Below are 25,934 nucleotides of genomic sequence, written 5' to 3'. Positions count from 1 at the left end.
ACCACTTTTTGTACAACAACAAAGAGGACCGCGTATGGATGACCAGAACTCATTGCTGACGTCGGGCCAGGACAACAAGCAGATGATGGGCATGGATTTCCACCATCCCGTTTTTCCGCTGTCTGCCGCCGCCATTCTCGCCTTTCTGATTTATGCCCTGATCTATCCCGATATGGCCAACGCGCAGCTGGGCCTGGCCAAGAACTGGTCGATCGAACATTTCGACTGGCTTTTCATGATTTCCGGCAACATTTTCGTCCTCTTTTGCCTGGCATTGATCGTGCTGCCGGTCGGTCGTATTCGACTGGGCGGGCGCGATGCAAGACCCGAGTTTTCCCGCATGTCCTGGTTTGCCATGCTCTTCGCGGCCGGCATGGGGATCGGGCTGATGTTCTGGAGTGTGGCAGAGCCTGTGGCCTACTATACCGACTGGTATGGCACACCGCTTAACGCACCGGCCCGCACGCCTGAAGGCGCGAGCGCTGCCATGGGGGCCACCATGTTCCACTGGGGTCTGCATCCCTGGGCGATTTACGCCGTGGTGGGATTATCGCTGGCCTTTTTCGCCTATAACCGCGGCCTGCCGCTGACCCTTCGCTCGGCTTTTTATCCCATTCTTGGCAAGCATACCCGCGGCTGGCCCGGCCACATCATCGACATTCTGGCCGTGCTGGCCACGGTCTTTGGTCTTGCCACTTCGCTGGGCTTTGGTGCCTCCCAGGCGGCCGGCGGTCTGGCCTATCTCTTTAATGTCCCCAACACGCTGGGCACCCAGCTGGCCATTATCGTGGTGGTCAGCGTGCTGACATTGATCTCGGTCTGGCGCGGTATTGATGGCGGCGTGAAGCTCTTTTCCAACATCAACATGTTCATTGCCGCCCTGCTGCTGGTGTTTGTCATTGCCGTTGCCCCTACCCTGACCGTGCTGGCCGGTATTGGCACAACGGCCATGTCCTACATGACCCATATCCTGCCGCTGTCGAACTGGATCGGTCGCGACGACGGCACCTGGTATCATGGCTGGACAATATTTTACTGGGCGTGGTGGATCTCCTGGTCTCCGTTTGTCGGCATGTTCATTGCGCGTGTCTCAAAAGGTCGCACCGTACGTGAATTCCTGGTGGCCGTGCTGGTCATTCCGACGCTGGTCACCCTGGTCTGGATGAGCACCTTCGGCGGGCTGGCGCTTTATCAGGTCACCAACAACATCGGCAAGCTGGCCGGCGGCATCGATGATGTATCACTGGCCATGTTCCACATGCTCGAGCAGCTGCCCCTGTCCGGCGTGACGTCACTACTGGCGATCGTGCTGGTGCTGGTGTTTTTTATCACCTCTTCGGATTCGGGCTCACTGGTCATCGATAACATCACCGCCGGCGGCAAGACCGACACCCCGCGCGGCCAGCGCGTGTTCTGGGCCACCATGCAGGGCTCAATTGCCGGCGTGCTGCTCTACGGTGGCGGTACGACCGCGCTGAGCGCTCTTCAGGCCGGCGCCGTAGCCACCGGACTGCCCTTTACCGTGGTACTGGTACTGATGTGCTGCAGTCTCTACATGGGCCTGCATCGGGAGCTCTATGGCCCCAAGGCGCCTACCCGAGCCGCCCAGACGCTCTAGGACCAAACGCACAACCTGCACGGTGAAAGACAGGGCCGCCCTTCGAGGCGGCCCTGTTTTTTGGGGAATCACCGTGTCGCAAATGTCCTTTGCCGTGACGCTGGCAAGCATGAGTCTCCGAATCGCTCGCGACATGCTTTCAATACAACTCATACAAGACCCACAATGCCGGAGCCCCTCATGGTCTATACCATCGCCATCCTGTGCAGCCTCGTCGGCTACTTCCTGATCGGCCATCTGGCCGGGCGTCGCGTCAAACATCTTGATGACTATCTGGTCGCCGGACGCAATGCGCCGACCTTTTTCATTCTGGGCACCCTGGTGGCCAGCTATACCAGTACCAGCGCCTTTCTGGGCGAAACCGGTTTTGCCTACGACGGCTACCCCTTCGTGATGCTGATCTTTGCCGCTATCAGCACCTCGGGCTGCCTGCTCGGCGCGCTGGCCTTCGGCCGCTACCTGCGCCGCAGCGAAGCCAGAACGGTGCCGGAATTTTTCGGCAAGCGCTTTGATTCCAGACGCGTGCAGATGATTGCCGGGCTGACCACGATCGTCGGACTGGGTGCCTATCTGGTCGGTGTGATGCAGGGCGCAGGCATCATGTTCTCCGAGCTGACCGGCATGCCCTACTGGACCGGGCTGGTGCTGGTATGGCTGACCTACACCGGCTTTATCCTCTACTCCGGCTCCCCCGGCGTAATGGTGACCGACACCATCATGTTCGTGATCTTCTCGCTGGCAGCACTTGGCGGCTCGTTCTACATCCTGCAGGATCTTGGCGGCTGGCATGGTGTGATCGAGGGCCTGCTTTCCCAGACCGACAAGCCTGACATCGCGCTGTGGCATGGCGTGCTGGAAGGACCGGATGCCACCTTCTCGACGCCGGGCGAAGCCCTGACTTGGGGCGTGACGCTCGGACTGGTGTGGGCCGCCGTACTGGCTGCCAGCCCGTGGCAGTCAAGCCGCTATCTCATGGCGCGCAACGAGCACGTGGTCATGCGCTCGGCCATGCTCACCGCCGTCTCGCTGGCCGTGTTTTACGCCCTCATGATGATGACCGGGGCAGCAATCAATCTTTATGACAGCCAGCTCAACGGCGAACGCGCCATGGTGTGGGCGTCGCTCAACATTCTGCCGACATGGCTGGGCGTGGTGATTCTGACCGGGGTTTTTGCCGCCGGGCTCTCATCATGCTCGACCTTTTTGTCGATCATCGGCTTCAGCATTTCCAATGACATCCTGCCGCCCAACCGCAGCGAAAAGGCCGCCATGCGTGCCAGCCGCCTGTCGATCCTGGGCGCCGGAGTGGTCTCGCTGATCATTGCGCTTTTCCAGTCGCCGGCCGTCATGGCAGTGGTCTGGTTTGCCGCCACGCTCTTTGCTTCCTCCTGGGGACCGGTGGCGCTGATGAGCATCTGGAGTCGCCGGATTACCGCCGCGGGCGCTGGCTGGGGGCTGACGGTGGGCTTTGTCAGCAATATCGCGCTGTCATTGATGGATCAGGCGCAGTGGATCTCACTGCCCGTTTATCTGCACCCGGTGGTGATCAGCACGCTGGCCGCGCTGGTAGCGATCGTCGTGGCCTCCAGACTGACCCGGGTCACCGACATACAGCGGGCGTATCGCGCCTTTTTGCATGAGCATGACCGCGAGGTCAGTGCCACCTGGATCTCCGGCACACGCGTCATTGCGGCATGTACCATGCTGTCGGGCGTCGCCATCGGGATTTTTCTGTGGTTTCAGTACGCCTCGACGCTGGCCTCACTGGCCGAGCGGTTCAATGTCCCCGAGCAGGCAACGCTGGGTGGCTACCTGCTGGCGGCAGGCTGCGGCGCCATGCTGCTGGCGGCTGGCGGCGTGGGCTACTGGGTGGTGCGCAAAAGAGGACAGACAGCAAACCTGCAGGCCGCCCATTCGTAAGGGGCCCTTCGGCCGGTCCGCATGGGCCGGCCAAGGACCTGTTTCCCTGCCTGAACTGCCCCTCGATACGTCCGGATTTTATGCCCCACAATAAAACGCCCCGCCATGATGGCGAGGCACAAGACGCTCGTGGTGTTCCCCTTTTTTATCACCCGTGCCCGTGGTCACCATGACCGCCTGCCGATGGCAGACGGCGTTCGACGATCAACGCAGCACACCCTCTTCCCTGAGTAGTTTGAAAATGGCTTCGGCACCCTGCTCCGGCGTGACATCGTTGAGGGTCTGTCCGCCGCCGCCATCGGATTTGGCCGCGGCTGCCTTGAAGCGGTCACGGGCAGACGACGACTTGACGATCTTGAGACGTTTGGGGCGCTTGCGCGCCGGCTGAATCTGCCACTGGGTCAGCGCTGAATCGGCCTCGCTGGCATGCGGCTGAACATCGAACTCACCGCGCCGGGCCGGGCCGAAGGCGCTCTGACGCGCCGCGGGCGCACTGGTATCCACCGTGGCGATCGCTGGCAGGCGCACGCGCAGACGCCGTCGCTTGCCTCGGGGCAGGGCCTGCAGCACGGTGGCCACGCCCTTCTCGACCTTTTCCACCGCGGCCAGACCATTGATCACCGGCCAGCCCAGTGCCTCGGCCAGCAGATACGGCAGAATGCCCGAAGCCTCGCCGGTTTCGGCGCGCGTACCGGTCAGTACCAGCTGCGGGGCGCTGGCACGCAGGGCCTCGGTCAGCACCGGCACCACATCGGCCTGGGGCATCTGCTCGAGCAGACGCACCTCGTCGATGCCCATGCCGAGATAGCCACGAATGGCCTCTTCATTGTCACTGTCATGCTGACCGGCGTGCATCAGGCTGACGGAGGCACCCGACAGGGTCAGTGCCATTTCCACGGCGCGCGCGTCCTGATCGGCGCGGCGCGTACGCGCCGTCAGCGGATGCCGACCGATCGACACCAGCACGGCCACGTTGAGTCCGGTCGCACTTGAAGATTGAGCATCAGGCGGCATCGCGGTTCTCCTCCTGCTCGGCGCGGTACTGCTCCACGCGCGTGACCAGCGCCGCCAGGATGGCGTTGGCATCCCCGATCACGGCGAGATCAGCCCGCTTGACCATGTCACAGCCTTCATCGAGGTTGATGGCCACGACCTTTTCACAGCTCTGAATGCCCTGCAGGTGCTGAATGGCCCCCGAGATGCCCACCGCCACATAGACCTTTGCTGACACCCAGGTGCCGGTGGCGCCGACCTGACGGTCACGCGGCATGTGGCCATCGTCGACCGCCACACGCGAGGCGCCCTTGGTGGCACCGAGCACTTCGGCGGCGTGATGGTAGTTGTCCCAGTCCTTGACCCCGTTACCGGCAGAGAGAATGAACTCGGCTTCCGCCAGCGAGACGCTGGCCGGGTCGACTGCCACCTCGCCGATGTCCTCGATACGACCGAGCACGTTGGGCAGCCCCCGGGAGAGTTCGATGGGCTCGGCGGCATGACGGGTTTCGCTGATAGGGTCTGCGCACTCGGCCAGCGCCAGCACCACGCGCGGCAGGGCGCGAACGATATCGGTCGTGCCGGCCGCCCCGCGGGTCGTGCAACGCCAGCCGGTGTCGCTGTCACTGTCGGCTTCGACCTGCCAGACCTGGGTGGCCGCGCGCTCGCCCAGCCGCACGCTCAGGCGTCGACCCAGCTCGCCACCACCCACCGTGGAGTCGGGCAGCAGCCAGTAACGCGGTGCGATTTCGCGATCCACGCCCTGCAGGGCGGCGATACGGTTTTCCGGCGTATAGCCGTCAAACTGCTCGCCTTCCAGAGACAGCAGACGATCGACGCCGGCCTCGCCAAAGGCGTTTTCCTTGTGCTCGCCATAGATGATCGCCAGCACCGCGCCGGGGTTTTCCGGATCGGCGTCGGCCAGCTGACGGGCCAGCCCCAGCAGGTCACGATCGTGCGGCGACAGGCGACCACCGGCCATGTCCGGCACCACGGCCACCATGAAGGCGGGCGTATTGATGGTGACCTGACGGCGCGAATCCTGACTCTGTGTGCTGCGGGCATTGGTATGCGCAGCGTGCGAGGCGCCACTGCGATCGATGCGGCGAATGCCGTTGGGACCCATGAAACCCACAGCATGCGGATTGCGCCGCATCAGACCGTTGGGGCCCATCCACTCGGTGGCAACGGCGTTGCCGCCGATTTCGGCCAGCACTTCAAGATGCTGCGGATGCAGGCGGTTACGGGCGATCCATTCCTTGCGAGGATCACGGCGAACAAGCTCGCTCATGGCGTTACCTCCTCGACAGTGCGCTGCGGCTGCGGCGCACTTTTGCTCGATGCGGTTTTCCCGGTCGACTGCCCAATGACCAGGGCATCAGCGACCAGCTCGGCGATATCCTTGATGTCGGCGCGGGGTTCCACCACGCCTTCCAGCATGGCCGTACACTGCGGACAGCCCACGGCTACCGTATCGGCGCCGGTGGCGCGGACATCTTCCATGCGCATATCGGGAATACGCTGCTTGCCGGGAATATCGGTAATCGGTGCACCGCCACCGCCACCACAGCAGCGCGAGCGATAGCCGGAGCGGGCCATTTCCTGCACGTCGATCCCCAGCGCCCTGAGCACATCACGCGGGGCCTCGTATTCCCCGTTGTAGCGTCCCAGATAGCACGGGTCGTGATAGGTCACGCTACCGCCCTTCCATTCCTTGAAGGTGAGGCTGCCGGCCTTGACCAGCTCATTAATAAACGTGCTGTGGTGATAGACCTCATAGTTGGCCGGCATGTCAGCACTACCCAGCTCGCCGTACTCGTTCTTGAGCACGTGGAAGCTGTGCGGATCACAGGTCACGATGCGCGAGAAGCGATACTGGCTCATGGTCCTGATATTGCGCCGCGCCAGGGTCTGGAAGGTGGCTTCATCGCCCAGACGTCGCGCCACGTCACCGCTGTCGCGCTCTTCAGTACCGAGCACGGCAAAGTCGACCTCGGCGGCGCGCAGCACCTTGATCAGCGAGCGCAGCGTGCGCTGATTGCGCATGTCAAAGACACCATCGCCCAGCCACAGCAGCACATCGGCCTCGCGTTTGTCGGCCATCAGCGGCAGATTGAGATCGGCCGCCCAGTGCAGGCGTGAATCAGGATCAAAGCCGCCGGGGTTGTCGGTGGCAATCAGGTTATCGAGCACCTCGGCGCCCTTGTTGGGCGTATTGCCGTGTTCCAGCGTCAGGAAACGGCGCATGTCAACGATGGCGTCAACGTGCTCGATCATCATCGGGCACTCTTCCACGCAGGCGCGACAGGTGGTGCACGACCACAGCGTTTCGGCATCCACCAGCGCACCGCCTGCGCGGTTCACGATCGGCCCGTTTGGATGGCCTTCGTGCTCGCCGATCGGCTTGCCGGGATAGGGCGAGCCGTAGTAGCCGGCATCGGTGCCACCGCGCATGCCGATGACCATGTCCTGAATCAGTTTTTTGGGGTTGAGCGGCTGGCCGGCGGCAAAGGCCGGGCACATGGCTTCACAGCGACCGCACTGCACGCAGGCATCAAAGCCCAGCAGCTGGTTCCAGGTGAAGTCAGCGGGCTTTTCAACGCCAAGCTTTGCCTTGTCATCATCAAGCTTGAGCGCCTTGAGGCCGCTGGAGCGCGCCGCGCTGGCGTTATGCGGCGTGCTGAAGCGCTCGGGGCGACGATGCCAGGCCAAGTGCAGGGCGCCGGCAAAGGCGTGCTTGATGGGGCCGCCCCAGGTCATGCCCAGAAACATTTCGGATACGCCCCAGGCCACGCCGACCGCCAGCACCGCTGCCAGAAGCCAGCCCCCGAAGTCCGCCGGCAGGATGCCGGCCACCGGCAGGGTGACGATAAAGAAGCTGGCAGCAAAGGCCAGAAGGCTCTTGGGCAGACGCATCCAGGGGCCCTTCGAGAGCCGCGCCGGCGGGTTGCGCCGACGGTTGGCCACGAACAGCGCGCCGGTAAACATGCAGGCCGTGGCAGCCAGCAATGCCCAGCCGAGAATGCGGCTGTGCAGACCAAAGCCGTGCACGATGATGGCCAGCAGTGCGGCCAGTACAAAACCACCCGCCGTGGCGACGTGGGTTTTGGAGATGTACTTGTCGCGGTCGACGATGTGGTGAAGATCCACCAGGTAGCGACGCGGCATCTTGAGCAGGCCGCCGACCACATCCACCGGAGAGGGCCGCCCCTGACGCCACAGGCGCACACGACGCACGGCGCCAATAACCGTCAGCAGCAGCGCAGAGAAAATCAGAATCGGTAACAGGATATCGAGCATGGCGTCTCTCCTCTCGGAGACACCGTAAGGACCCAGCGTCACGGACCGCGAGGCCCGTGACGCTGCGCTTACAGCGTTATTGTGATCAGAAGTCCTTGCACAACCGCAGCGCATCATAGATGGCAGCATGCGTGTTGCGCGGCGCGGTGCAATCCCCCAGGCGGAACAGCACGAAGCCGTCACCGGACTCGCTCATGCAGGGCTGCGGCTGGATCGCATAGAGCGCTTCGATATCGATCTGGCCCTTGTTGCGCGAGCGTTCCTTGAGGGCGTAGTACAGCGACTCGTTCGGACGTACCCCGTTTTCGACCACCACCTGATCCACCACCCGCTCTTCCTGGGCGCCGGTGTACTCGTTTTCAAGCACCGCCACCAGGGAGTCGCCTTCGCGGTAGACCTTATGCAGCGCGAGATCCGAGGTCATGATCACCTCCTTCTCGTACAGGCTGCGGTAATAGGTCGGGAAGGTCGTTCCCCCCACCGCTGCACCCGGCTTGATGTCGTCGGTGACGATCTCGACGCGGGCGCCCTTGTCGGCCAGATAATCCGCCGCCGACACACCGGAAAACTCGCAGATGGTGTCAAAGATCAGGACGTTCTTGCCGGGCTCCACATCGCCGTTGAGGATGTCCCAGGTGCTGACCACCAGGCTCTTGCCCTTGTCCTCGTCATAGCCCCACTCCGGCACCTGCGAGAGGAACGGATGTCCACCGGTGGCCAGAATCACGACATCCGGGCGCAGATCGGCAATGGTGGCCTCATCGGCTTTCGTACCCAGGCGCTGATCGACTTCCAGACGGTTGAGCTCGAGCTGATACCAGCGGGTAATGCCGGCAATCTGATCGCGCTGCGGCGCCTTCGAGGCAATGGTGATCTGCCCGCCAATCTGGTCGAGGGCTTCAAACAGCGTCACGTCATGACCGCGCTCGGCGCACACGCGTGCCGCTTCCATGCCGGCAGGACCACCGCCGACCACCACGATCTTGCGTTTGGGGCCTTCGCTTTTCTCGATGATATGCGGCAGGCCCATGTATTCACGCGAGGTCGCCGCGTTCTGGATACACAGCACGTCCAGACCCTGGTACTGACGGTCGATGCAGTAGTTGGCCCCGACGCACTGCTTGATCTGGTCCACCTTGCCCATCTTGATCTTGGCAATCAGGTGCGGGTCGGCAATGTGGGCCCGCGTCATGCCGACCAGATCCACGTAGCCGCCTTCCAGAATGCGCTGCGCCTGGTTGGGGTCCTTGATGTTCTGGGCGTGAATGACCGGAACACTGACCACTTCCTTGATGCCCGAGGCCAGGTGCAAAAACGGCTCCGGCGGATAGGACATGTTGGGGATGACGTTGGCCAGGGTGTTGTGGGTATCACAGCCCGAGCCCACGACGCCGAAGTAATCGATCTTGCCGGTGGCATCAAAGTAGGCCGCGATGCGCTTCATCTCTTCGTGATCGAGACCATCGGGGTGGAACTCATCGCCGGTGATGCGCAGACCCACCACGAAATCGTCGCCGACCTCGGCACGCACCGCCTTGAGCACTTCCATGCCAAAGCGCATGCGGTTTTCAAAGCTGCCGCCCCACTCATCGGTGCGCTTGTTGACGCGCGGACTCCAGAACTGATCGATCAGGTGCTGGTGCACGGCAGAAAGCTCAACGCCGTCGAGCCCGCCTTCCTTGGCCCGACGTGCGGCCTGGGCGAAGTCGCCGATAATGCGCCAGATCTCCTCGACCTCGATCGTCTTGCACGTCGAGCGATGCACCGGCTCACGGATGCCCGACGGCGACACCAGCGTCGACCAGTCGTAGCCATCCCAGCGCGAGCGACGGCCCATGTGGGTGATCTGGATCATGATCTTGCCGCCATGCTTGTGCACGGCATCGGCCAGGTTCTGGAAGTGCGGAATGATGCGATCGGTCGACAGGTTGACCGAACTCCACCAGCCCTGCGGGCTGTCGATGGACACCACCGACGAGCCACCACAGATACACAGGCCACAACCGCCCTTGGCCTTCTCTTCATAGTATTTGACGTAGCGCTCGGTGGTCATGCCGCCATCGGTGGCGTGCACCTCGGCATGGGCCGTACTGACCACGCGATTGCGAATCGTATGCTTGCCGATCTGGATCGGCTTGAACAGTGCCTCAAATGCCATATCGACGATCCTCAGTTCCTGGGCGTGACAACAAACAGACCGTGCTCGCAGCCCTCTTCGGCGCCGCTTTGGGTCTGCTCGGCAACCGTGCGCTTATCGCTGCCACGGGCCTCCAGAATCTGGTCCATGGCGCCGGCAAACCAGCCGGTGAACATGTACTCGATCTTTCGATTCACCTTGCCCATCTGATAAACGAAGGCGCTGTGCTCAAGACGCACGCGGGCCGTTGCTTCCTCGAGATCGATCTCTTCGGTGATGAAAAGCCCCCAGCCACGCTGGGAGAGGCGCTTCATGTAGTGCTCGAACACGTCCACGCCTTCCAGACCATGGAGTTCGGCTTCCTTTTCGCACCAGTGCCAGGCGCTCTTGTAGCCGGCGTGGTAGAGAATCTCCGCGTATTTTTCGGCGCCCAGGGCTTCTTCAATGGCCACATGGTTGTTGATGAAAAAATGGCGCGGCACGTAAAGCATCGGCAGGGCATCGGTTGTCCAGATACCGGTTTCGCTGTCGACTTCAATCGGGAGTTCGGGCGCTTGTTTCGTCACGGTCATCTTCCTCAAACTTGTCGTTATTCAAGAGCCGGCCCGGCTCTCAAGGGGCGATGGGAAAGGAAGGCGCAGGCAGTGGTTCAGGCACCGCTGCGCCCCGTAGAGGCTTATTCGCCCCAGACATCCTTCAGGGTGCGGACCCAGTTCTCGCCCATGATCTTTCTGACCTGAGATTCGCTCAGGCCGCGCTTCAAAAGCGCTTCTGTCAGGTTGGGGAATTCGCCGACGGTACGAATGCCCTCGGGATTGATGATCTTGCCGAAGTTGGTCAGGCGACGGGCATAGCCCTTGTCATGCGTCAGCCACTCAAAGAAGTTCTGGTCATGCCCCTGGGTGAAGTCGGTGCCGATACCGATGGCGTCCTCACCCACGATGTTCATGATGTATTCGATCGCTTCGCAGTAGTCGTCGATGGTGGAATCGACACCGTTTTTGAGAAACGGGGTGAACATGGTGACCCCGACAAAGCCGCCGTGGTCGGCGATAAACTTGAGCTCTTCATCGGACTTGTTGCGCGGATGCTCCTTGAGGCCTGACGGCAGACAGTGCGAGTAGCACACCGGCTTTTTGGACTCGAGGATGACTTCTTCGGAGGTTTGGGCACCGACGTGGGAGAGATCGCACAGCATGCCCACACGGTTCATTTCGGCCACGATTTCGCGGCCAAAGCCGGACAGCCCGCCGTCACGCTCATAGCAACCGGTGCCGACCAGGTTCTGGGTGTTGTAGCACATCTGCACGATGCCCACGCCCAGCTGCTTGAAAACCTCGACGTAGCCGATCTGGTCTTCAAAGGCATGCGCGTTCTGGAAACCGAAGATGATGCCGGTCTTGCCCTCTTCCTTGGCGCGGATGATATCGGCGGTGGTGCGTACCGGGCGCACCAGGTCGCTGCACTCGTCCATCAGCTTTTTGGAGGCGACAATATTATCGACGGTTGCCTTGAACCCTTCCCAGACCGAGACGGTGCAGTTGGCCGCGGTCAGGCCGCCGCGTCGCATATCCTCAAGCAGTTCCCGGTTCCATTTGGCGATGATCAGGCCATCGATGATGATGGCGTCGTCATGCAGTTCGGCAGGGGTCATGATCAGGCTCCAGATTGTGGCTAATGCGAGGAGCATATCCCTGCCCCGACATCATCCGACGCCTGGAAACGACGGGGAAAATCCAAAAAGCGTCATTGCCTGTCAAACAGTGTCACTGCAGGCCATGCCCGCACACGCCGTGACAGATAAAACACGGGGCGCCGGACCGTGGCCGTTACCGACCGCCAACAAGCCCACATGAAAAAGGAGCTGCCCGGTGGGGTCAGCTCCTTTTTGCGCGGCGTATCGCAGCCGCCTTCGGGGTGATCGAGCGTCAGCGCGTTAGCGGCACGCTGGCAAACGTCGGCTCGCCCTGGGCGTAGACCAGCGACATCAGCGCACTCGACATCGGCTCGCTGGCAGCAGGCTCAACGGCCACGATCTTGCCCTGCTGCAGGGCCGTGGCGGCGCTGGCGTTGCGGCCATACCAGACATTGCTGCCCGAGCGCTCGCCTCTGGGCGGCACGCCAAAGTATTCGCGATAGCACTTCGAGAAGTGCGGCGTCGACACGAAGCCGCACACCGAGGCCACCTCGATGATCGACAGCGAGGTCTGCTTCAACAGCTGACGCGCGCGCACCAGACGCAGCTTGAGATAGTAGCGAGATGGCGAACAGTGCAGATAGCGCTGGAACAGCCGTTCGAGCTGACGCCGGGAGACATTGACGTAGCGGGCCAGGGTATCAAGTTCGATGGGCTCTTCGAGGTTGGACTCCATCAGCGCCACGATCTCCAAAAGCTTGGGCTGGGTGGTGCCCAGCACATGCTTGAGCGGCACGCGCTGGTGGTCCTGCTCGTTGCGCACGCGCTCGCAGATGAACATCTCGGAGATGCCGGCCGACAGCTCATGGCCATGATCGCGGGCGATCAGATTAAGCATCATGTCCATCGGCGCCGTACCGCCAGAGGCCGTGAACCGGTCGCGATCGATTGAAAATAGTCGCGTGGTCAGCGTGACGTTGGGGAAGGCTTCCTGCATGGAGGCCAGACACTCCCAGTGGATGCTGGCCTCGTAGTGATCCAGCAGCCCTGCCCTGGCCAGTGCCCAGCTGCCCGTACAGATGGCACCAATGCGTCGCAGCTGACGTGACTGCGCCTGCAGCCAGTGCGCGTGTTCACGCGTGACACTATGCTGGGGCGCCACACCGCCGCAGACCACGACCCAGTCCAGCGACAGGGGCACGGTAATCGAGACATCGGGCGTCACCTGCAGACCATCACTGGCACGCACCGGCGCCCCGTTATGGGTCAGGGTGTACCAGCGATAAAGCTCGCGCCCGGCCAGCTGATTGGCCATGCGCAGCGGCTCGATCACCGAGGCCAGCGAAATCAGCGTAAAGTTATCCAGCAATAAGAAACCGATGGTTTGCGGCGTGCCCAGGCCGCTGGCACCCGGTACGGGGCCTGCTTTATGGTCAGGTAACATGGCGTCATGCCTCCTCAACTTTTCCTGCTCTTGTCATTGTTTTGGCAGACTCGTCTACGATCTGTCGAAAACGCGGTTGCCATGAATCATCATGCCTCATGCCGGCTTTAACAGTCGCCTCTTATTTGTCGCTAACAGACACGTATACACGGTTTTATGGACACTGTATCGCCCTCCGAAAGTTGCAAGCGTCGCTTTTAAAACAGTCGATGTCGCAAACAACAGTTGTACCTGACGCGCCGACACCAGGAGCGACACGGGGTTACAGACAAGGGGCAACACCTGACAAACATGGCCCTGACCCAGGGCGCCTTGTTCATGCTCATGCGGCAGGCGCGTCAGTGATACGGCAGTAGTGAAACGAGGGAGAATGGCGCTTTAGCGCTTGCATGCAGGCTGTCCGGTAATGACTCGAACAAACCTGTCGATTTCATCGCGATTGCACAGCCGTACAAATCGGATATGCCGGTACCGCGGGTCTGCCATGGCCGCGACATAACGCCGGCGATTGCGTCGCCAGGTTTTCAGCGTCCAGAGCAGAACGGAATCCCGGCTGAAAAAGCTCTTCCTGAAGCTCTCCCGGTTGCCGGTGCCGGGCCACAGCTCCTGCTGCGTCCAGGCGCGACGCACGGCGCGGGTAATCGCTTGCACCATCGTGCGACAGAACCCGGTATCGACCCAGATCACCATGTCCACATCGCGCCACTTGATCGCGCGGGAGCGATCGAAGTTGCCATCCAACACCCAGCCGGGTGAGGCGGTGAGAACGTCTTCAATCTCTGCGAGAAACTGTGCGTCAGGCTTCTCCTGCCAGTTCGGCAGCCAGAGAAACGCATCCATTTCGATATAGGGCAATGACAGCGCCTCACTCAGCCTGCGCGCCAGCGTACTCTTGCCGGCACCTGTCGTGCCGACCACGTTGATCTTCATCGCGCCTGCCTCTGCCGTCCTTCAGAACCCTCTTCATGAGGCGCCCAAAATATCAGATAGCGACCAGGGCGGCCCTTCAACCTCTCTGCCCCTTAAACCCGAACTGAGGAAAGCAGGGTACGCTTGAGCCCATTAACGACAGAGGCACCTCGCCGCTGTCGCTACTTGCGGCTCAAGGGTCAATACCATGCGCAATCGGCCGGCTCGGCTCACCACCGTGATTCACTTCGCCATTGCCCTGCTCGTCGGGACGCTGCTGGGCAGCATCGTGCAGACCCAGATGAATCTGGCAGCCCTGCAGCAAATGGGTGTGGATATCCCGGTGGCGCAACGCCTGTCGACGACCCTCGGGGATCTGGTGACGTTTTCGCCCGTCTATGCCGCGCTCTTCTCGGTGGGGTTTGTCGTCTCGCAGGGCGTAGCGCTGTGGGTCTCGCACCGGCTCTGGAACGGTCGCCATCAGCCCGTGCTCTGTGCGCTGTTGGCCATGGTAGCGCTATGGGCCACCTTCCATCTGGTCAACCATTTCGCGCCCATGCCAACGCTGATTGCCGCCACCCGCACGACAGCCGGGATGGTAGCCATGCTGTTAAGCGCCGCCATCGCGGGGGTAGTGCTGGCCCTGTTGAGAGATGCCGATCATCGGCGCGTTTCAAGCGGGACCACCAGCACGATGGTGGTGGCCCTGCTCGCAGCAGGGGTTGGGGGCATGGCGCCTGCCTCCAAGGCCATGGCGCAGCCCGAGGCCGCCGATTACCGAATCGAAACCGTCTCCGAGGGGCTGGAACACCCCTGGTCGCTGGCCTTTCTGCCTGACGGGCGCATGCTGGTAACCGAGCGGCCCGGCCGGCTGCGGCTTCTAAGCGCCGAGGGCGACACGCTTACTGCCTCGCTCGAGGGCGTCCCTAACGTTTTTGCCTCGGGCCAGTCCGGGCTTTTCGATGTGCTGCTCTCGCCCGACTTCGCGCAGGATCAGACACTTTTTCTCGCCTACGCCTGCGGCACACCGAGTGCCAATCACACCTGTCTGAGCAGAGCGCGCCTTGATGATGCCGGGCTTGAGCAGGTCGAGGAGATCTTTCGGGTGGATATGGCCAAGCAGGGCGACGCCCACTTTGGCGGTCGCCTGGCGTGGCTATCGGATGGCACGCTGATCCTCACGCTCGGCGATGGTTTTGACTACCGCGAGCAGGCCCAGAATACCGGCAACCATATCGGCGCGATCGTGCGGTTAAACCCGGATGGCAGCATCCCGGCGGACAACCCGTTTGTGAATGATGACACCGCCCGGCCCGAAATCCTGAGCTACGGCCACCGCAACGTGCAGGGTCTGGTCGTGGATGGTGAGGACCGTATCATCGCCCACGAGCACGGCCCGAAGGGCGGCGACGAGATCAACATCATCACGGCCGGCACCAACTACGGTTGGCCGGTCGCCACCACCGGACTCGATTACACCGGCGCCCGTGTCACACCCTTCGAAGAATACCCCGGCATGCAGTCGCCGCTGTATGAATGGACGCCCTCGATCGCCCCGTCCGGCATGACCCGCTATGACGGTGAACTGTTTCCCCAGTGGCAGGGTGATCTGCTCGTTGGCGCACTGGCGAGCAAGGAGGTACGCCGCGTGACGCTCTCGGAAGATGCCACGCAGGCGGAAGATGTCGAGGGGCTCTTTGGCGAGCTTGATGAGCGCATTCGCGATGTACGTACCGGCCCGGAAGGCACGGTCTATCTGCTGACGGATAATCCCGAAGGGCGGATACTGCGGGTGATGCCGGCGGAGTAATTAACGCCCTGATGCTTGCGTCAAAGTGGTCGCCAGCCGAGGGCTGGCGGCCACACCTGGTGGGTCAAAACATCCCTGGATCAATACACCGATCGCACCTGATGTGACACCACCCCGACCACCTCCACATTGGTCAGATCTCCCGTCCACAGCTGGCCATCGAGCCCTTCCAGCACGGGCAGGTTGATGCGATGGGTATAGCGATAGACGTACAGCGCCTCATCGACATTGACTACCACCAACACGCCATCGCGCAGTGACCGCATCTGATCGACGACCAGCCAGTCGCCCTCCTGCCAGGGATCGATGGCCTCATCATCCTGAACCACTTCCGCCAGAAAGGTGAGATGCGAATGTGGGGCAAAAAACTGCTGCCAGCGGTCAGCCGCCGGGTTATAAGCCAGGTCCTGCTCGCCTCTGGGCACCATGGTGGGCATGGGTATTCGATACGCCACGCGCATACGTAATCCTCACTGACATGAAAGGGAAGCGTTGCCACGGGTCGCGCAGACAGGGAAACAACCGCGCCTGTTATGCGGGGTTGATCGGCTCGACCAGCTCGGCGCGATCGTTACCGACCCGATTGGCGTCTCTCGACACCGCCCAGTGCGTGATCATTTTGGCGGGCACCGGCTTGATCAGCGCTCGGATCGTCTCCCGCTCGGTCATGTGCGGGTCGAGCCAGTCCTCGAGACAGTCATCCTCCAGTGCCAGCGGCATCCGGTCATGCACATCCCGCGCCGAGCCGCGGGCATCATGGGTGATGATGGCCAGCCCCGCTTCGCCATCCGGGCGCGTTGACCAGATGCCGGCCAGCCAGATCAGCGCCCGATCCTCCCGACAGATGAAATGCGGCTGCTTGCCGTCCTCCGTCTTGAGCCATTCATACCAGCCATCGGCCGGCACCAGGCAGCGGTGATGAGAGAACGCGCCGGAATAGTATTTCGACGTCGCGACCTTCTCGGCCTTGGCGTTGATGGGGGTGGGCGCCTTCTCCCCCGCCCAGTGCGGGTGATAGCCCCACCAGACGTGTTCAAAACTCGCCGCCGCCTCATCTTCGCGATGCAGGATCACGGGCACATGGGTGCCGGGGGCCACGTTATAGCGGGGCCGCTCGGCGCCATCGATCAGATCGCGCACGTCAAACGACAGCTCTCGAGCTGCTTTCTGACGCTGGGTGAAAAATACGTATCGTCCGCACATGAGTGGAGTGTAGCCCTCGCAGGCCCATGGGAAAGGCACCCCGCGCGTCATCAAATCTCACCGCGCATGGCCTATTCAGGCCGCGACAGATAACATGCTGGTTTTCATGAGTATTTTTGATGACCTTTCTGCATTACCAGCTGATCATTTTTATCTCGGTGCTGTGTCTGACACGGCTTCACCGCACACTCGGCGCGGTCGCAGCCCTTGTCTGGACATTGTGGTCGGTCGCCACGCTTGCAGGGCTGCCCTTCATGGCCGTACAGACCTTCACCGCCTGGATCAGTTGGTACGGCACCCTGTTTTTCCTCAGGCAGAAAGCGCGAGCCGGCAATGCGCCTCAAACCGCCGACAACAAGGCAGCACCCAGCACCAAAAGCACCGCTTCCAGACATCATCTGGTACAGGGCCGCGATCATCACGATGAGCTGACCCATGCGCTCCAGGTCGCCAGAAAGGACCTGATGATCGCCTCCGGCTGGCTGTCCGACCGGGTCGTGAATGATCAGTTTTGTGACCTGCTCGCAAGCGCACTCAAGCGCGGCGTCAACGTCCATATCGCCTACGGCGCGAGTGATCGAGACGGACAGCACACGCTTTCCGACACGGCGCTCAGAGCATTGGAGCGTTTAAAGGAGACGGGCAGGCAGAGTCGCAAGGGCCGGCTGACCATTGTGGATCGCAAGTCGCATGAAAAGTGTCTGATTGTGGATAAGCGCTACGCCATCGTCGGCAGCTTCAACTGGCTGGCGAATGCGCACTATCGGGACAGGGAAACCAGCATCAAGACCCGTGAGAGGCGTGTGGTGAAGGAACTGATGGCGTCGTGCAGGGAGGGAGTAATGAGGAGTACGGAGGTTTATGGTGGAGTTTTAAGGAAAGCGTAGGGCCGCGCGAGATTAGCCTCATCATCGATCAAATAAGACTAAACACCTTCTTTCGATGCTATTACTCGCACCATTCCTAGTGATCAAAACACTTGGCCCTAACACTTTGAAACTCCCGCTTCACACACCCTTCATATATTTATCTAACAAATTTGAAAACTCATCTTTATTAACCCGATTTGATTCATCGCAAACAATAAAGCTTTGTAGTTTTTCAACAGAAACGTCATCAACCCTCAAATGTTTACCGCTAGTAACTCTAGAAAATCTTTTGTCGTACTCACCCCTGCCGATAACTTTACCAGCATCAAGATATGCATATTTTTTCTCCCCTAATCTATTGGTATATTCTATAGATGAAATTACATTCACAGTAAGTGGAACAAAATCTTGCACATATCCATTAGGTGACTTTAACCTTGAATATAAATCGGTAATATCTTCCCTAGAAGCATTACTAAAAAAACCAATACTACCGGATGCTTTAGACATGTATTCTTTACTATAAAAATAATTAGCCAGCACTACATAAAACATGTGCGGCTCTACAAGAGCTTCTTCCTTAATGTATTCTGGCAAACCAGAAGCGTCCTTTACTTTAGAATCGCACATATAATACATTGCAAGATAAACAGTAGAGAACACTCCATCCAAAACAACCGCCCCACCATTGTTTGCGATAACAAAAGCAGGCTGCCCATAATCTCGATCTATATGATTAGATCGATAACCTTCCTCCCAAATATACGAAAAAACAGGCTCATACTCAGCAGCTTGCAAAGCAAGCTGCTTATTAGTCAACTCTTCAAAAGATTTATTTGATGCCCACGATACATACAAGGATGCCAAAGCCGTCATTAGACTTAGAATAGTAATAAATACACTTAATAAACGCATCAACCATACACTCTTGAAGTTTTTTCTAACTCAAAAAAGGTCCGACGTATCTGCGTCGGACCTTTAAAATCATACGGGTACCGGTAAGTGGACTCGAACCACCGACCTACGCATTACGAAAACCACCACGAAAGCGTCAACGCCAGTCTTCTTATATTAAAAAGTCACATATAACCAAAGACAACCAATAAATGTACTTTAAACGCCAGTACTGTTGTCGCTATATTGACACATACGTTTAAAAATATCGCAAGATATTAGGAGCGCAATAAAAAAATCGTTTTTTCAAACCTATTTATTAAAAATAAAATTCATAGAAAAACGATAAATACCTTTTAACTCACCGTAATCTTTCAATCATCTCTTCGAGAAAAGAACCCTAATTTTCAATATAATAGGCGACAAAACCAAGGCAATCTTATAATTATAAAAGTCGACAAAATATTCAAAAATTTTCAAATAAACGAAATCTGTTTAGATCGACTAATTTCGCTGCTTAAACCACTTTTTCCATAAACAAATTTTATAAAACGTTCTTTATCAGACATGATGTCTTTCAACTTCCCACTGCGCATCAAATTAACATAAAGCGCACATGTAGCGGCTTGACAATTGATAGCCTTTTCAGGATTAAACTCTATATCGGTAAAACCATCGTAGTTCATAATTTTTTTTGCGTACTTTGGGTTACTTTCAAGAGCATGTATATAAACCCAGTCATAGAATGCTGTTTTAGGTTCCAAAGGCCATTCATCACCTAAAAAATTAAACCCGGTTAATCTACCAGAGCTTTTAATTCTTTCGTCACGCTTAGCCTCTTTGCTAGTTTTAAAATACAAATCTGTATATGGCCCTCCCTTCTCAAAAACTTTACTTCCCTGAAATATCGATTCAACTGTTATGAACCCTTCTTCGGTTTCGACTTGAAGATTAAAGGCGCTTAAAGCCACACCCAAAGAACTTTCCGATTTGGTCGAAATTTCAAGAAGGTTACGAAATCCATTTAAATATGCCGCCTCATGCAGCTTATTTATATTCTTCCTTTTTTGCGTTTCGGAAAAACCGGGACTCCATTCAAAATCGAAAAAATACCTTTTTACACTTCCTCCTATTTTCTGACCACTGACAAAAACAGGCCGTTTAGCCATCTTTCCATCCTTTTATTTTGCTAATGTGAATAAATTTTGGATATAGGATTTCTGACTTCATAGCAGCTTTCCTTCTTGCTTTTATATCTGGATCAGTCCAGTCGGTTCGCGCAAAAAGAACTTCAAAGTCTATTGCCTGCCGTGCTTCCTCAGAGCTTAATAATATGGCATCATTCGCGTTGGAAACCTTATTTGTAAAAAAAACATTTTCTTCAAAAAGAATAGAGCTATCGATCTGCAACCAAACTGGTTCTTTTATCCTACCCTCTCTCTTTATGCAATATAGCATTGGATGATTATCCAAGAAGGCAAGATGAATATATTGATCTACATCTTTATATCTATCTGCATCGTGGCTCCATTCGTTTCCGCCCGGAATAAATTCGGTTACTCCACGTTGCCTTAACTCCCTTAAAGAACAAAGTCCACCATTCTCTCTAATAGATCGACAATTAGACTTTTCTGTGAAATGCCAAACATGCTGAATACCATATTTTTGTATAACTTCTCTCATTCCTTCCTCACACCTATATTAGATAATATTTACCTCCTTTTTATTCCATATGAAACTTTTTGTAAAGAAATGAAACATTCATACTCGATCAAAAAAATTAATCAATACTAACTATCATTTTATTTTTACCAATAACTAACTCCTTGTTCCCCTGCACCACTTCTCCGCTACCCGTTTTGCGACTCGGTATCCGTTCCTGTCGGCTTTAGACGATCCCGCGTCCTTTGTATCCCGGGCGAAGTCTGCATTATCTCGCCCAGCACATAAGCTTCCTCTAACCGATCAGCATACTGCGAAAAATGCTCGATGACAGCCAGCAGATTTTTCGAGAAGTTTTCTAAAGAATGCCCAAACAAAAAAACCCGGCGCATATGCGCCGGGCCTTTTGAAATCCTGCGGGTGCCGGTAAGTGGACTCGAACCACCGACCTACGCATTACGAATGCGTTGCTCTGCCAACTGAGCTATACCGGCGAACCCGAGGTGGATTCTAGCGCTGGCTTGTTGCCTTGCCCAGCCCCTGTGTCAGAGTAGGCGCCCTTTGTTCGACTTCGGAGCGCCCATGGCCCCTGTCATCACCACCCTGCTCTTTATCGTGACGGCGCTGGCCGAGATCGTCGGTTGCTACCTGGTCTATCGCTGGTGGGTGCTGAGTCACAGCGTCTGGTGGCTGGTGCCGGCGGCGGTGTCGCTGGCGCTGTTTGCCTGGCTGCTCACCCTGCACCCGGCCGCCAGCGGGCGCATCTATGCTGCCTACGCCGGGGTTTATCTCATTACCGCGCTGGGGTGGCTGCGCCTGGTGGATGGCCAGTCGCTGCAGATGAGTGACTATCTGGGCGGCGGGCTGGCGCTGGCCGGCGCCCTGGTCATCATGGTGGGGTATCAGGCTCAGTCCTGATCACGCACGAGCAGATGCACCAGCAGCCACACCACCACGGCAGCCAGCGCAAACACGATGACCGTGAGCTGCACCGGCAGCGGCCAGTGCATGAAAGCCCAGTTATCCTGCAACAGGGCACCAAAGAGATAGCCCGCCAGCAGCAGCAATGCGCCCAGGGCGCAGCTTCGTGTGAGAAGGGTCATGCCTGTCTCCTGCTACCATGAACCGTTATCGTAGGGGGCGCACCACGCCCCCGCCAGCGTTCGGTGACGCCGAATCGCTCCCCTGGACACCACCGATGACACTGTCTCGACCATGACCACACCCTCTCACGATCCCAACCGCCGCCGCGCCTTCCGGCCCCGCTGGCAGCGCCAGGGCCATCATCCGGACTATCGCTTTTCGCTGGCCAATGAGCGCACCTTCCTGGCCTGGATTCGCACCGCGCTGGCCTTCATGGCCGGTGCCGTGGGTATCTATCAGTTCGCGCCGGATGTCGCCACGCCCTGGGCGCGCGAGGCGGTCGCGGTGCTGCTCTCGACCGCCGGCGCCGGACTCTCTCTGGCGGCCTATCGCCGCTGGGCGGGCAACGAGCGCGCCATGCGCACTGATGCCGCCCTGCCCTATACGCGGCTTTTGTTGATTCTGGCGCTGTTTGTTGCGGCCGTGGCGCTGGTGCTGGGCCTGCTGCTGATGTGGGGCTAGCCGCATGCTCAAGCCTGAACCGGCGCTTGATCGTGACCCCGGCCTGCAGCCCGAGCGCACCGGCCTTGCCTGGTCGCGTACCGCCTTTGTGATGCTGCTGCTCTCGGCGCTGTTGCTGCGCGGCGGGTTTGCCCATCACGAACCGATGCTTGCCTGGGCGGGCGTGGCCCTACTGGTCACTACCGGCGCCACCTATGCCTGGGCGGGCGTGCGCCTTCGGGTGATCACCCTCAGCAGTGCGCCTGTTACCGTGTCGGCCACCTGGGCCATGCGGGTGACGGCACTGACCGTCGCCCTTGTAGGTGTGGGTCTCGCGGCAAGCGTGCTCTATCACGGGGAACTGCTTGCCCGTCTCGGGGCGCTCATGCACTAAAGGATGGCCGGACGAGCCATCATGACGCTTGAACCCTGCCGGGCGGCAGGCGTTAAATCGGGGAACCCTTTTCGCTGCCACGGAGCACCCTCATGGCCCGGCACGTCAGTTGTGACGATATCCGCACCCGCTTTTCCCACGCCATGTCCGACATGTACCGCGCCGAGGTGCCCCAGTACGGCACGCTGTTAAAGCTCGTCGCCGATATCAACGCGCAGACGCTCTATCACAACGCTCACGGACAGGACGCCCTGACCGACCGCGGCGGCAGCGAGCTGGCGCGCATCGAGATCGAGCGCCACGGCGCGATTCGCCTGGGCACGGCGAGTGAGCTTTACACCATACGCCGGGTATTCGCGGTGATGGGCATGTTCCCGGTGGGCTATTACGATCTGGCGCCGGCCGGCATGCCGGTGCACGCCACCGCCTTTCGCCCGGTGGAGGATGACGCGCTCAGCCAAAATCCGTTTCGGGTGTTCACCTCGCTGCTGCGCCTGGAGCTGATCGAGGATGAGGACCTGCGCGAGCGGGCCGCGGCCATTCTGGAGCGCCGGCAGATCTTCACTGACCGCCTGTTGACCCTGCTGGATAGATTCGATGCCGAAGGCGGACTGAATGATGAGGACGCTACTGCCTTTGTGATCGAGGCGCTGGAGACCTTTCGCTGGCACAGCCACGCCACGGTCGATGCCGACACCTATCACGCCTTTCATCAGGCCCACCGGCTGATCGCCGATGTGGTGTGCTTTCACGGCCCGCACATCAACCACCTCACGCCACGCACACTGGACATCGACGCCACCCAGCAGGCCATGCCCGAGTGGGGCATCACCCCGAAGGCGACCATCGAAGGCCCGCCGCGGCGTGATTGCCCGATCCTTTTGCGCCAGACCAGCTTCAAGGCGCTGGAGGAGCCGATCGTCTTTCCTGCCGAGCATGTCGATGAGAGCGGCGGCGAGGCCGGCGAGGAAGCCGGCACCCACACGGCGCGCTTTGGCGAGATCGAGCAGCGCGGTGCAGCGTTGACCCGGCGCGGTCGCCGGCTGTACGACCAGCTGCTGGCCGCCTCACGGGAGGCCACCCACGGCCTGGAAGGCGAGATTCATCAGCGCGCGCTGGCGGAGGCCTTTCATGACTTCCCCGATGACGAGGCGACCCTGCGCCGCAAGGGGCTGGCCTGGTTTGACTATCAGTTGGCCGACGGCGCCCGTGTGGCAGACCCGGCAAGCCTGCCCGGCGAGCGCGACGCGCTCATCGAAGCGTTGATCGAGCAGGGCGTGATCCGGGCACGGCCGATCACCTACGAGGATTTTCTGCCGGTCAGCGCCGCGGGCATCTTTCAGTCCAATCTGGGCGAGAGCAGCGCGCAGCACTACGCCACCACCGACAGCCGTGGTGACTTTGAAGCTGCGCTCGGGGTCGCGGTGGAAGACGAGTTTGCCCTCTACGAGCAGCGCAGCGAACGCTCGCTTGCGGCCTGTCTGGCGGCACTGGGGCTGTCGCGCGTTGCCTGAGATCAAAGCCTGAATACCGGGCCGCTCGTCACGTGACGAGCGGCCTTCTGCCTGCGTTAAAGCCCTGTCAAGCAGGCTCTCCTATGCTGAAGGTCAGCTGGGGTCACCGAGGCACGCTCCTCGTCTCGCCGATCCCGTTATCTGTTGCCACGGGGACATGCCATGAACGACATTCCTGCCGAACACCGCCTGGATAGCACGCTGGATCTGATGGGCGAGGGCTATCTCTACATTGGCAATCACTGCCAGAAGCACGACAGCCCCATCTTCAGGGCCCGCATTCTGTTTGAAAACACGCTGTGCCTGCGCGGCGCCGAGGCCGCAAAACTTTTCTACAACACCGAAACCTGCCGGCGCGAGGGTGCGGCGCCGGTGCGTCTGCAGAAAACGCTCTTTGGCGCGGGCGGCGTGCAGGGGCTCGATGGCGAAGCGCATCGCCATCGCAAGGCGATGTTCATGGATCTGATGTCACCGGAGGGTATCGATGCGCTGGTCGCGCGGGTCAATACCGAGTGGCAGCGCGCGCTGAGTCAGTGGGAAAAGAGCGCAGAGGTGGTGCTGTTCAAGGAGTGTCAGTTCATTCTCTGTCGCGCCGTGTGCGCCTGGGCCGGCGTGCCGCTGCCCGAAGAAGACGTCGAGCGACGCACCCATCAGCTGGCCGCGATGATCGACGGCGCCGGCACCGTTGGCCCGCGCCACTGGCAGGCGCGCCGCAGCCGTACTGACGCCGAGAACTGGATCGGCAAGCTGGTCGAGAAGATTCGGCGCGCCCCCGAGGATTATGAAGACGGCGAGACAGACAGCGCGCTGATTCGCTTTTCGCTGCACCGCGATGAGCACGGCGAGCTGCTGCCGATTCACGTGGTCGCCGTGGAAATCCTCAACGTGCTGCGCCCGACGCTGGCCGTATCGCGCTACATGGTCTTCATCGCCCACGCCCTGCACCGCTGGCCGGAGACCCGCCCGGCACTTGACGATAGCGAGGCCGTCCACGCCTTCGTGCAGGAAGTGCGTCGTTACTATCCGTTCTTCCCGGTGGCGGCGGCCCGGCTTCGCCAGGACACGCAGTGGCAGGGCTATTCACTGCCCGGCGGGACGCGCCTGCTGCTGGATCTGTACGGCACCAATCATGACCCCGAGGGCTGGGAGGCGCCCGAGACCTTCAATCCCGAGCGTTTTATGAATCGTGAGGTGGATGCCTGGCAGCTGATCCCCCAGGGCGGAGGTGATCATCACATCAACCACCGCTGCCCCGGTGAGTGGATCACCATTCGCCTGATGGAAGAGACGGTAAAGTGGCTGGGCAGCATGCACTGGCAGGTGCCCGAGCAGAATCTCGAGATCGATCTAAGCGAGATCCCGGCCCTGCCCGAGAGCGGCATGATCCTTCGCGAGGTGCGCGCCCGACGGTAGGCGCAGCCCTGGCACGGCGATGCCCTTGATCACTGTAGGCCCTGATGACTACGGCTCTTGGTCACTACAGCCCCTGATAAGGGTTGTCGTCGATCTCATCCGGCAGGGCCGCGTCCTCGTCGTCATGCACGCTGATGACCATACACGAGGCAATGTGGCTGACCTTGTGCGAGACGCTGCCCATGATCATGCCGCTCCAGTCGCTCAGGCCACGGCTGCCGATCACGATGACCTGTACGCCCAGTACATCGGCCTCATGGGCGATGACCCGCGCCGGGTCGCCGTGGCGGCCGTGGGTTTCGATGCGTCCGTCAAAACGGCGACGAAGGTGGGCCTGAGATTGCTCCAGCACCTCCCTGATCTGCGTTTCGGCGTTTTCCGGCGACGAGGCCGCGATGGCCTCCTGAAGGCTGAGCAGGCTGCCGTGATGCAGGTGCGGCAGCAGCTCGCGCACGTATAAAAGGTGCAGGGTGGCCTTTGGCGCCGCCAGCTGCGCGGCGATGCTCAGGGCCTTGAGGGCATGAACCGAACCATCCACGGGTACGAGCAGTGAGGTAAACATGGCGCATCCTCCGGTGGCAGGGATGGCGCCAGAGTGCGCCATCAGACCCGGTCAGCATCCAGCAACGCGTCC

The 25,934-nt window shown here is 59.6% G+C and carries 24 protein-coding genes and 1 tRNA gene; 9 read left to right on the top strand and 16 right to left on the bottom strand.

What is annotated here, in order from left to right; translation table 11 throughout:
* Positions 1–34 precede the first annotated feature (34 nt).
* Both IE123_RS08995 and IE123_RS08990 read left to right on the top strand, forming a co-directional pair.
* Positions 35–1,618, top strand: coding sequence for a BCCT family transporter (locus IE123_RS08995; protein ID WP_189517252.1), 1,584 nt, complete (start codon positions 35–37; stop codon positions 1,616–1,618).
* Between the two features lie 180 nt (positions 1,619–1,798).
* Positions 1,799–3,538, top strand: coding sequence for a sodium:solute symporter family protein (locus IE123_RS08990; RefSeq protein WP_189517250.1), 1,740 nt, complete (start codon positions 1,799–1,801; stop codon positions 3,536–3,538).
* A gap of 204 nt (positions 3,539–3,742) precedes the next feature.
* Here IE123_RS08990 and etfB read toward each other — a convergent pair whose 3' ends face one another.
* From etfB to IE123_RS08950, 8 genes are all read right to left on the bottom strand, one after another.
* Positions 3,743–4,552 (bottom strand): electron transfer flavoprotein subunit beta, encoded by an 810-nt coding sequence (gene etfB, locus IE123_RS08985; protein WP_189517248.1) that lies wholly within the window; start codon positions 4,550–4,552, stop codon positions 3,743–3,745.
* Positions 4,542–5,822: an electron transfer flavoprotein subunit alpha gene (gene etfA, locus IE123_RS08980; RefSeq protein ID WP_189517246.1), complete on the bottom strand. Its 1,281-nt coding sequence runs from the start codon at positions 5,820–5,822 to the stop codon at positions 4,542–4,544. Before etfA ends, etfB begins: the two co-directional genes overlap by 11 nt.
* The gene (locus tag IE123_RS08975) at positions 5,819–7,831 is read right to left on the bottom strand and encodes a (Fe-S)-binding protein (RefSeq protein WP_189517244.1); all 2,013 of its coding nucleotides are present in this window, start codon (positions 7,829–7,831) and stop codon (positions 5,819–5,821) included. Before IE123_RS08975 ends, etfA begins: the two co-directional genes overlap by 4 nt.
* A gap of 85 nt (positions 7,832–7,916) precedes the next feature.
* Complete coding sequence (gene dgcA / locus IE123_RS08970; RefSeq protein WP_189517242.1) at positions 7,917–9,989, bottom strand: dimethylglycine demethylation protein DgcA; 2,073 nt, start codon at positions 9,987–9,989, stop codon at positions 7,917–7,919.
* Between the two features lie 11 nt (positions 9,990–10,000).
* Positions 10,001–10,534 carry a 4-vinyl reductase gene (locus IE123_RS08965; protein WP_189517240.1) on the bottom strand — a complete coding sequence of 178 codons (534 nt, stop codon included), beginning with the start codon at positions 10,532–10,534 and terminating at the stop codon, positions 10,001–10,003.
* A 110-nt stretch (positions 10,535–10,644) separates the two neighbouring features.
* A complete protein-coding gene (locus tag IE123_RS08960) occupies positions 10,645–11,622 on the bottom strand; it encodes a dipeptidase (RefSeq protein WP_189517238.1) in 978 nt (325 codons plus the stop codon).
* A 274-nt stretch (positions 11,623–11,896) separates the two neighbouring features.
* A complete protein-coding gene (gene gbdR, locus IE123_RS08955; protein ID WP_189517236.1) occupies positions 11,897–13,048 on the bottom strand; it encodes a choline metabolism transcriptional regulator GbdR in 1,152 nt (383 codons plus the stop codon).
* Between the two features lie 378 nt (positions 13,049–13,426).
* A complete protein-coding gene (locus IE123_RS08950; protein ID WP_189517234.1) occupies positions 13,427–13,978 on the bottom strand; it encodes a P-loop NTPase family protein in 552 nt (183 codons plus the stop codon).
* 187 nt (positions 13,979–14,165) lie between these two features.
* Between IE123_RS08950 and IE123_RS08945 the strand changes: the two genes are divergently transcribed.
* Entirely contained in the window at positions 14,166–15,767 is a 1,602-nt protein-coding gene (locus IE123_RS08945) for a PQQ-dependent sugar dehydrogenase (protein WP_189517232.1), read from the top strand.
* Between the two features lie 80 nt (positions 15,768–15,847).
* Here IE123_RS08945 and IE123_RS08940 read toward each other — a convergent pair whose 3' ends face one another.
* On the bottom strand, positions 15,848–16,228 hold the full coding sequence (locus IE123_RS08940; RefSeq protein ID WP_189517230.1) for a S24 family peptidase: 381 nt from the start codon (positions 16,226–16,228) through the stop codon (positions 15,848–15,850).
* Between the two features lie 70 nt (positions 16,229–16,298).
* The gene (locus tag IE123_RS08935) at positions 16,299–16,970 is read right to left on the bottom strand and encodes an SOS response-associated peptidase (RefSeq protein ID WP_189517228.1); all 672 of its coding nucleotides are present in this window, start codon (positions 16,968–16,970) and stop codon (positions 16,299–16,301) included.
* A gap of 119 nt (positions 16,971–17,089) precedes the next feature.
* Between IE123_RS08935 and IE123_RS08930 the strand changes: the two genes are divergently transcribed.
* Positions 17,090–17,857: a phospholipase D-like domain-containing protein gene (locus IE123_RS08930; RefSeq protein ID WP_189517225.1), complete on the top strand. Its 768-nt coding sequence runs from the start codon at positions 17,090–17,092 to the stop codon at positions 17,855–17,857.
* A gap of 120 nt (positions 17,858–17,977) precedes the next feature.
* Here the strand turns inward: IE123_RS08930 and IE123_RS08925 are convergent, their stop codons facing one another.
* The 4 genes from IE123_RS08925 to IE123_RS08910 form a co-directional block, all read right to left on the bottom strand.
* The gene (locus IE123_RS08925) at positions 17,978–18,754 is read right to left on the bottom strand and encodes a hypothetical protein (RefSeq protein ID WP_189517223.1); all 777 of its coding nucleotides are present in this window, start codon (positions 18,752–18,754) and stop codon (positions 17,978–17,980) included.
* Between the two features lie 455 nt (positions 18,755–19,209).
* Complete coding sequence (locus IE123_RS08920; protein ID WP_189517221.1) at positions 19,210–19,902, bottom strand: DarT1-associated NADAR antitoxin family protein; 693 nt, start codon at positions 19,900–19,902, stop codon at positions 19,210–19,212.
* Positions 19,895–20,416 (bottom strand): DarT ssDNA thymidine ADP-ribosyltransferase family protein, encoded by a 522-nt coding sequence (locus IE123_RS08915; RefSeq protein ID WP_189517219.1) that lies wholly within the window; start codon positions 20,414–20,416, stop codon positions 19,895–19,897. The genes IE123_RS08920 and IE123_RS08915 overlap by 8 nt, the downstream gene beginning before the upstream one ends.
* 400 nt (positions 20,417–20,816) lie before the next feature.
* Positions 20,817–20,889, bottom strand: a tRNA-Thr gene (locus IE123_RS08910).
* 88 nt (positions 20,890–20,977) lie between these two features.
* Here IE123_RS08910 and IE123_RS08905 point away from each other — a divergent pair.
* Positions 20,978–21,313 carry a YnfA family protein gene (locus IE123_RS08905; protein WP_189517217.1) on the top strand — a complete coding sequence of 112 codons (336 nt, stop codon included), beginning with the start codon at positions 20,978–20,980 and terminating at the stop codon, positions 21,311–21,313.
* On the opposite strand, the gene IE123_RS08900 is transcribed toward IE123_RS08905, so the two are convergent.
* Positions 21,304–21,498 carry a hypothetical protein gene (locus IE123_RS08900; RefSeq protein WP_189517215.1) on the bottom strand — a complete coding sequence of 65 codons (195 nt, stop codon included), beginning with the start codon at positions 21,496–21,498 and terminating at the stop codon, positions 21,304–21,306. The two genes, IE123_RS08905 and IE123_RS08900, sit on opposite strands and share 10 nt — an antisense overlap.
* Positions 21,499–21,610: 112 nt before the next feature.
* Between IE123_RS08900 and IE123_RS08895 the strand changes: the two genes are divergently transcribed.
* From IE123_RS08895 to IE123_RS08880, 4 genes are all read left to right on the top strand, one after another.
* Complete coding sequence (locus IE123_RS08895; protein ID WP_189517213.1) at positions 21,611–22,000, top strand: YidH family protein; 390 nt, start codon at positions 21,611–21,613, stop codon at positions 21,998–22,000.
* Positions 22,001–22,004: 4 nt separating this feature from the next.
* Positions 22,005–22,373: a DUF202 domain-containing protein gene (locus IE123_RS08890; RefSeq protein WP_189517211.1), complete on the top strand. Its 369-nt coding sequence runs from the start codon at positions 22,005–22,007 to the stop codon at positions 22,371–22,373.
* A 92-nt stretch (positions 22,374–22,465) separates the two neighbouring features.
* Complete coding sequence (gene hglS, locus IE123_RS08885) at positions 22,466–23,887, top strand: 2-oxoadipate dioxygenase/decarboxylase HglS (RefSeq protein WP_189517209.1); 1,422 nt, start codon at positions 22,466–22,468, stop codon at positions 23,885–23,887.
* A gap of 162 nt (positions 23,888–24,049) precedes the next feature.
* Positions 24,050–25,300 carry a cytochrome P450 gene (locus IE123_RS08880; RefSeq protein ID WP_189517207.1) on the top strand — a complete coding sequence of 417 codons (1,251 nt, stop codon included), beginning with the start codon at positions 24,050–24,052 and terminating at the stop codon, positions 25,298–25,300.
* Positions 25,301–25,364: 64 nt separating this feature from the next.
* On the opposite strand, the gene IE123_RS08875 is transcribed toward IE123_RS08880, so the two are convergent.
* The gene (locus tag IE123_RS08875) at positions 25,365–25,862 is read right to left on the bottom strand and encodes a universal stress protein (protein ID WP_189517205.1); all 498 of its coding nucleotides are present in this window, start codon (positions 25,860–25,862) and stop codon (positions 25,365–25,367) included.
* Positions 25,863–25,934: the final 72 nt, after the last annotated feature.

Origin of the sequence: Kushneria pakistanensis (genome assembly GCF_014652795.1) — a bacterium.
Taxonomy (GTDB): domain Bacteria; phylum Pseudomonadota; class Gammaproteobacteria; order Pseudomonadales; family Halomonadaceae; genus Kushneria; species Kushneria pakistanensis.
Note: the sequence above shows the minus strand (reverse complement) of the source record. Positions and strands in the feature narration are given on the sequence as shown.